Source organism: Mycobacterium sp. (assembly GCF_052144515.1).
GTDB lineage: Bacteria > Actinomycetota > Actinomycetes > Mycobacteriales > Mycobacteriaceae > Mycobacterium.
On record NZ_JBKQQD010000032.1, the window covers coordinates 1 to 7,282 of the forward strand.

General features: G+C 62.7%; 7 protein-coding genes and 1 pseudogene. 4 read left to right on the forward strand and 4 right to left on the reverse strand.

Translation table 11 applies throughout. The features are described 5' to 3' along the window. Positions 1–336: 336 nt before the first annotated feature. On the reverse strand, positions 337–1,053 hold the full coding sequence (locus ACLP9N_RS01445) for a DUF2637 domain-containing protein (protein ID WP_442405727.1): 717 nt from the start codon (positions 1,051–1,053) through the stop codon (positions 337–339). A 274-nt stretch (positions 1,054–1,327) separates the two neighbouring features. Between ACLP9N_RS01445 and ACLP9N_RS01450 the strand changes: the two genes are divergently transcribed. Continuing rightward, positions 1,328–1,579 carry a hypothetical protein gene (locus ACLP9N_RS01450; protein WP_442405728.1) on the forward strand — a complete coding sequence of 84 codons (252 nt, stop codon included), beginning with the start codon at positions 1,328–1,330 and terminating at the stop codon, positions 1,577–1,579. A 114-nt stretch (positions 1,580–1,693) separates the two neighbouring features. Here ACLP9N_RS01450 and ACLP9N_RS01455 read toward each other — a convergent pair whose 3' ends face one another. Further along, a complete protein-coding gene (locus tag ACLP9N_RS01455; protein WP_442405729.1) occupies positions 1,694–2,080 on the reverse strand; it encodes a GIY-YIG nuclease family protein in 387 nt (128 codons plus the stop codon). A gap of 136 nt (positions 2,081–2,216) precedes the next feature. On the opposite strand from ACLP9N_RS01455, the gene ACLP9N_RS01460 reads away from it, so the two are divergent. Continuing rightward, positions 2,217–2,915, forward strand: a complete 699-nt coding sequence (locus tag ACLP9N_RS01460) for a hypothetical protein (RefSeq protein ID WP_442405730.1) — start codon at positions 2,217–2,219, stop codon at positions 2,913–2,915. Positions 2,916–3,068: 153 nt separating this feature from the next. Here the strand turns inward: ACLP9N_RS01460 and ACLP9N_RS01465 are convergent, their stop codons facing one another. Both ACLP9N_RS01465 and ACLP9N_RS01470 read right to left on the reverse strand, forming a co-directional pair. Continuing rightward, complete coding sequence (locus ACLP9N_RS01465; protein ID WP_442405731.1) at positions 3,069–3,893, reverse strand: GIY-YIG nuclease family protein; 825 nt, start codon at positions 3,891–3,893, stop codon at positions 3,069–3,071. Between the two features lie 44 nt (positions 3,894–3,937). Further along, positions 3,938–4,159, reverse strand: coding sequence for a hypothetical protein (locus ACLP9N_RS01470; protein WP_442405732.1), 222 nt, complete (start codon positions 4,157–4,159; stop codon positions 3,938–3,940). A gap of 533 nt (positions 4,160–4,692) precedes the next feature. Here ACLP9N_RS01470 and ACLP9N_RS01475 point away from each other — a divergent pair. Continuing rightward, a pseudogene (locus tag ACLP9N_RS01475) lies at positions 4,693–5,538 on the forward strand (serine/threonine-protein kinase); the annotation flags it as partial. Between the two features lie 780 nt (positions 5,539–6,318). Continuing rightward, positions 6,319–6,834 (forward strand): hypothetical protein, encoded by a 516-nt coding sequence (locus ACLP9N_RS01480; RefSeq protein WP_442405733.1) that lies wholly within the window; start codon positions 6,319–6,321, stop codon positions 6,832–6,834. Positions 6,835–7,282 lie beyond the last annotated feature (448 nt).

Consider the following 7,282-nt stretch of genomic DNA (forward strand, 5'->3'; position numbering starts at 1 on the left):
GCCCTGAACTGCGGTGTTAGGCCGTAGAAGTCCATTGCAATCCGAGGCAGTCCATCGGGTGATCAGCGGTGAGTTATGGATGAGTTGTGACAACGTCGTGACACTCACACCCGCCGGCAGGCCGCCGCTGAACAGCCGGAGTCAGCGCGGTTGGAGGTGTCTGAGTCCTCGACATCGTTGACAGGTGAGTCGCATGCAGATGCCACCGACGCCGATGCATCGGTGCTGGCGAATTACCCACATTCACGAGCTGCCTAGGTATTCACTAAAGGGAACTACCCCCAGATAGCAGCAGGGGGTCGGAAGGTCCACTGCTTGATTGTCGGCTCGGAGGAGTCAGCTCACCACTGCAAGCGGGCGTTCCCGGTATCCGTTGGCAGCCTGCATGATTCGCTGCGCAGTCCGGTAGTTGATCCCGGAGGCCCTTGCCGCAGCGTTGATTGAGGCCCCATCGCGGCTTGCAGCCAGCACCGCCATAACCGTCTCGACAGGCTGTGTCGTCGCGCCGGATGCAATCAGCTCGGACGCAAGGTCTGCATCAACGTGTGTCGCATCGTTTTGCACCGAGTCCTGCACTGTCTGTGCCGGGCCAGGTTGTACCGATGCAGAGGTCTGTACCCATCCAGTGGCCGTTGCAGGCCGTCTGACGTGCGCTTTTGCACTTTGGCTCGCCGGTTGATGCAGCAGCCCCGTAGTTGGGATTTGTGCACCGGAAGATGTCGTCACTGTACGGCCACGGCGTGCGGGCTTGTCCCCGAGTGCAACTAACATCAGGGTGCTGACGGCCACTGCCGTGTCGATGATCGCGGGGAAGATCCACGCCGTTGCAGAGCCGTACCCAATGGCTTGCATGAGATCGCGCAGCGCCAGGAAACTTACGGCGAATGCACCTGCGCCGATGCCTGCAACAGAGCTGACCGCCCAGCGGTAAACCCTGCCGGACGCTCCCGCACGGACGGCGAGGGCGATGCCGTGCACGGCTGCGAGGAGGGCGATGGGAGGCACGGCGGCGGCACCGATCTGAACGGCGATGCGTGGAAGGTACGGCAGCACGGCGTGCGCGATGTTGCCGACGAGGCTGACCGTGGTCGCGCCGATCAGGAAGCCCCAGAAGAACCGAACAGCACGGCGGCGATCCAGCCGGTCGACTGTCAGCAGTTGGTGGGCTCACCGGGCGAGCGATCTGCTCTCGGCGTCGGCGATGGCGGTGGCCAGGTGGCGACGGCGGCGCTGTCGGGCCGCAATGAGGTCGATTGGCCCTATGCCGGGTCTAGGTTGCCCCGCATGATCCTTGAACGTCCCCGCGTTGATGCCAGGAGGTTTCATCATGGACCGGTTCACCCTGTGGTTTTTCGGCATCGTCGGGTTTGCGGCACAGCTCGCGTTCATGCCAGCGGCGCATGCCGACCCGGCCCCGGTGCGATGCAAGGATCTGCCAGGGACATTCGGCAATAGCCACGTCTGCCAATACCCAGACGGCAGCGTCATCTCGTGCATAACGTCGCCACTCCCGATAGTGGGGCCGTCTTGCGCGCCGGTCTATACGCAGCTCGTACCCGGCTTCTGGGACCAACCATGAGGCCTGACGCGAACTTCCTTGCAGCGCAGACTGATTCGCAGTCGAGCGGATTCCGCAGGTCCACAGCATCTGCCAGCACTCACCAGCGCACCGTGGGCCGCTCAGGACCGTGGCTCAGGGTCGTTGCCGACCGGCCAACCCTTCCGACCCCCGCAGCGTGCCAGAAGGTCCACACGGATCGCCTATGCCGGATCGTCGCGGCTGTCCCGGACGATAACGCGGCAACTTGTTGTAACCGATCGCGGGATCGTTAGCCCCGGTTTCTCGGATCAGCTTCAATTCCATCGCACGAACCTCGGCGTCGGTGGCCGTCTCGGATTCCCACAGGATTTCTTTGCGCAGCGTCAACTCAAATCGGTCGGGTTCGAGTTCGAGGTCAGCGACGATCTGCTCATAGGCGCTCGGGCTACCCATGTATAGCGCCGTGCCCGTTAGGTCCATCCCCACATAGATCTTGCCGTTGGGATACGTGATCTTGTAAACCTGCTTGCGGCGACCCATTGGGTTGAATCTACCTAGACACCGTAAGAGCAGACCGATGTCGGCACGGAGGCCGGACAATCAGTGCAGCGGCGCGGCCTTGCCGCCGTCGCCATCGATCTGGTGTTCTTTGGCGACAGCAGGGCACTATTGCCAGATGGCAGTCACAGACGAGAAGGTCGCCCAGTGCGTCGATCACTTCAGAAAACTGCTCGACGCCCGTCCGGGCACGCCGGAGTCGCTGCAACAAGCGACTCGTAGCGGACTCCACAGAATCATTGAACGTGCCGGAGCGAAGCGTCGCAACGAGCCCCTCCTCGCCCGACTCGAAGAAGCCTTCGCCGATGCCGGGATCGTCACCTTCCCGCGCCTCACGGACCCACACAACAAACCCGTCGAACGCATATACATGTTCGACCGCCGCCACCAAATCAAGGGTCTGTCACTAACACGCCAGTCGTTTCCGGACCATGAAGCCCTCCGGCGCTTCATCGTGGCCAACCGACATGAGTTCGACGAGCTACGAGGCCTCACCGAGTGGAAGGAAGAAGCGAAGTTCGCCAGCGGTCGCCGGTTCGATCTCCTCTGCAAGAGACCCAGGCGCAATCAGTTGGTCGGGATTGAACTGAAGCTCGGTGAGGCAGACGACTGGGCCGTCGGTCAGGTCGAGCACTACCTCGATGATCTCGTCAAGGAGGCCAACAAGCTGGGTTGCTCTGCGCAATTCATCCTGATTGCGGGCGGCCAACCAAACAGGTCCGTGCGCGCCCGAATCGAGAGCTACGCCGAAGCCCGTGGGGTAACCGTTACGTTTCTCCTGTACAGCGTGGCGATGAACCTCCGCCTACACCCATGAGGCCAAGGCGCTCCTCGATATCTCGATTCGGCGCGTTCGGCCCCGCTGGTGTCGTTCGGAAGATAAGCAACTCGCAGGAGATGGCCATCAGCGGGAGCAATACTCGCCACTCAGTACCGGTCACGCCTACGAATGCCTCGGGGACGCGGCGCCTTAATTCCGATTAAGCCCGAACTTTCGCGACAGCAGGACGTCCTTCCAGTAACTCTCGCGCTTGAGTACGTGCTCGTCTGCCGTTCGCATCGACCAAAATTCGAGCAGCGCGAAGCGCAGGTTGGAGCTGGCATACTCCGGTCCTTTCTGGCCGACAAGCTCGCGCAGCGCTTTGTTTCCACCGTGCAGTGAGTCGACGTACTGGCATAGCCGCGCCCAGATGCCGGTGTCTCCGTAGGCCGATCCGACGTAGGGCTTGCCAGTCTCAACATCGTGGATGACGTATACGCCCTTCATGTGCTCTAGCGCACCACGCCAATCGCGCCAATCCTGCTTGACGGCGACCTCCAGCACTCCCAGCGTGTGATTGAGCCGATCATGGCCGGGGAAGGGTTCGCCTGCATAGGGCTGTTCGAGGATCGACACGACCTCGATGTGGTCTAGATGCGACTTCAGGTTCAAGCGTACCGCGCGCCCCGGTGGCCGGAACCCGACTACGAGCCGCTTGATGAACGCGCCCATGAGGTCGTCCCGCAGCACCACGTCATACGACGACGCGCCCGGTGTTGGGCGGCGGGCGAGAACTTCGAAGACGCCGCCGAAGAGCCAGCGAGATGGGTCATCCCGGTCCCTGGCGAGCGAGAAGATGAACTGCCGGTTGAAGTCGTCGCGCTTGCCACGCCACCGGTTCCACTCCACCCACTCGCCCCATGAGCGAGCGAGCACATCAATCGGGTGGTCCTCGCCGTTCCACACTGCGCAGTGCAGCTTGCACGCTGCCGGATCAAGGTCGCCGATTAGGCTTTTGAGTGGAATCGCTGCCACGGCTGCAAGGCTACGTCGGGGTTCAGGCGGGCGGGCAAAGGGACCTAATCGTTGTCCAACCACCACAACAGCTGGTCTAGAACGAGTCGTGACATCCCGATATCTTCGGCAGCGGCCGTGGCGACCAACAGCACCGCGTGCTCGTCGTCGGGCACCGAAAAACCCAGTGAGCGCAACCCCTTTTTCACTCGGACGTCGGGCTTAATGGCATCCGCACCGGACCGCATCCGCGCGTAGGCGAACAGCGCCAAGCCGATCCCTTTCACCGAAGAGCCCGAGAGCCAGGGTCAGTTGGCCATCAGGCCGGTTCGGGGGGCCAGGAGGGTCAATCGTCCGGGCCTGCCCAGGTGCCGGGTCGCTGCCATCGGGTCCGCTCCAGGCGCTGTCACTTGGCAAAGAGGCGTTCAACGCAAGTGAAGGGGGATCATCGCTGGCGTCGGAGGCTCCTGACGATAGGACCTTGGCCCCTAGTCCGGGAGAGTTCCGGGTGAAAGCGTGGCAGCCACAGCAAACAATTTGCGGCGTCCAACGCGGAGGAGGTTGGAACAATGATTCGTGCGCTACTCGCCGCAGAAGCCAACGCAGCGACTGGGAACGGTGTAGTCGCAGCCGCCCAGGCGGCTACGTCCGGTTTGGCCACCTCCGCAGTAACCTTCAGCACTGGCTGCGTGGATGGCTATTACGAGAATTCCGTTGGCAGCTGGGCCTGTGAGGTAGATGGCCGTATCCCTAGGGCGCCCGGCTCGAACGCCTCGACTGGCATCAGGTTCACCGCCGTGATAGCCAGGGCGTGTCATCTATGAATGTCGTGTCCGAGGGTTCACAGCCGTTGGCGAGCGGCGCGATTTTTGCTGGATACACCATCCTGCGGCTGGTGGGCTCCGGGGGGATGGGCGAGGTCTACCTTGCACAGCACCCCCGATTGCCGCGCCGCGAAGCGCTGAAAGTGCTGCGGGCCGACGTGTCCGCTGATCGCGAGTTTCGCGAAAGATTCCACCGCGAAGCCGACCTTGCGGCCACGCTATGGCATCCGAACATCGTGCGTGTCAACGACCGAGGCGAGTTCAACGGACAGCTGTGGATCGCGATGGACTTCGTCGACGGAACCGACGCAGCGAGCCTGCTGCGGGACCGCTATCCGGTCGGCATGCCAGCAGATGAGGTAGCCACGATAATCGCAGCGATCGCCAGCGCGCTCGACTACGCGCATCAGCACGATCTACTGCACCGCGATGTCAAGCCCGCGAATATCTTCCTAACCAATCCCGAGGATGGCGACCAGAGAATCCTTTTGGGCGACTTCGGAATAGCCCGAAACATCGGCGACATCAGTGGCCTGACCGCCACAAACATGACCATAGGCACTCTTCCCTACGCCGCACCGGAACAGCTAATGGACGAACCGATCGACGGACGCGCTGATCAGTACGCACTAGCGGCCACCGCCTACCATCTGCTGACCGGATCACCACTGTTCCCTCAAACCAACCCAGCGGTCGTAATCAGCCGCCACCTCACCGCGCCACCGCCGACGCTAGCGGACACCCGCCCCGGGCTCACGGCCTTCGACTCGGTGCTTGCTGTAGCCCTCGCGAAGGACCCTGCCGATCGATTCGCCAGTTGCACTGATTTCGCACGCGCGTTCGCAGAGGCAGCGCACTCTGGCGGCCACGCGACCGCCGCGGCCCCGACCTTGTCAGCACCCTTGGCGGGCAGGCCATCCGAACGCGCAGCAGTGCCCTCGGCCCGGACTGACGCCGACAAGCAGAAGCGACGCAGGCGGCGTCGGATCCTCGTCGCTGCGGCTATAGCGGTGGTGACATTCACGGCCACCAGCGTCATCGGCTACATGATCGAGAAGAACGACACCGCCTCTAAACCGGCCCCACCCGCTGCCGTACTCGACGGCACCTACCGCCTGGAATACGACTATGGAAAGCAGACACAGAACGGCGCGCCCGACCCCCACCCCAACACCGACAACACCGCGTGGTGGGCCTTTCGGTCATCGTGCACATCCACGGGATGCGTCGCCACCGGGACCAAGCTCGACGACAACAACCACCAAGTGGCGTCCACACCTCCTCACACAGCCGATTTCCGTTTTACCGACGGACACTGGCAGTGAACGCCCGTTCAGATCCAAGAGCAGTATCCGCGGTGCCTGGGAGCAGACGGGAAAGTCGTCGCGGGCGCGGACACCGAAACGGTTGCGTGGTCATTGGATCCACAACCCGACGGGACCCTGCGAGGCGTTTTGACCGACACCGTTTTAACCAATGAATGCGGCAATGAAGGAACGGTGTCGCAGACCCCGCTTTCGGTGACACGGATAGGCCATGTGCCGCCCAGCGTTACCGTGGCCGATCATGCGACAGTTCCCGCCGCCCCGGCGACCAGCAGCCCAATCCCAGCGGTTGCGAGTGTGACTCCCGTGCTCGACGGCACCTTCCGTGTCGACTACGACTGGGCAAAGCAGACAGTTAACGGCGAGGCGACAACCGGCCCCGGCGGGACCGACTCCAATTGGTTGGCCTTTCGTTCGTTGTGCACATCGGCTGGTTGCGTCGCCACAGGGGCCCCACTGGCCAAAGAAAATCAGCAAGCGCCCATAGGTGGCGGCACAGTGCTCCGTTTCGTCGACGGTCACTGGCAGAGCGCACCCGTGCTTCAAGACCCGGAGCCATGCCCCGGAGCAACAAACGGCAAAACCACCAAGGACGAGACCGTCGCGTGGTCATGGGAGCCGCAGCCTGACGGCGCGCTTCGAGGCATCGACACCATGACCGTTTTAACCAACGAGTGCGGCACGCAGGGGAATGTCTATCGAACCCCGGTTTCGGTGACACGGACGGGCGACGTGCCGCCCGCCGTTATCCTGGCTGATCCAGCACTGTTCGAGCCCTCGGCTGCGCCACCCACCACCGGCCCTCACCCGTAGAGGCTGACCGGACCCCCAAAGTCAAACGCCAGATCGGCGAGCTGGCCGCCGACATGGCCGCCGGTGCCCCGTAGCCGACCACCCGATATACCCACCGCCGACCCCAACCGGACTCATCAGCAACAGTCCAGCCTCAACACATTCATCAATGACCGGGGTTAGCAGAGCGTGGATAATCGAGCCATGTCGACGGCCCCGTCTGCAATCCCCCGACGTTGGGCCGATATTACGATTCTGCTGGTGCTAGCGCACGGCGGGCTGGTGATGTTCACAATATTGATGGCGGCCGAAGCCGTCAGCGAACAGGAGTACCTCGAGTCGAGGTGCCGATTTCACAATCTCGACTGCAGTAACCCCGGCCGCACCATCGGTGGAGGTTGTCCCGAGTTCCGTGGAACTTCGGTGGCGGTCCGGTGAGCATCAGGCTGCGCTCACCTGGTCATTGTGC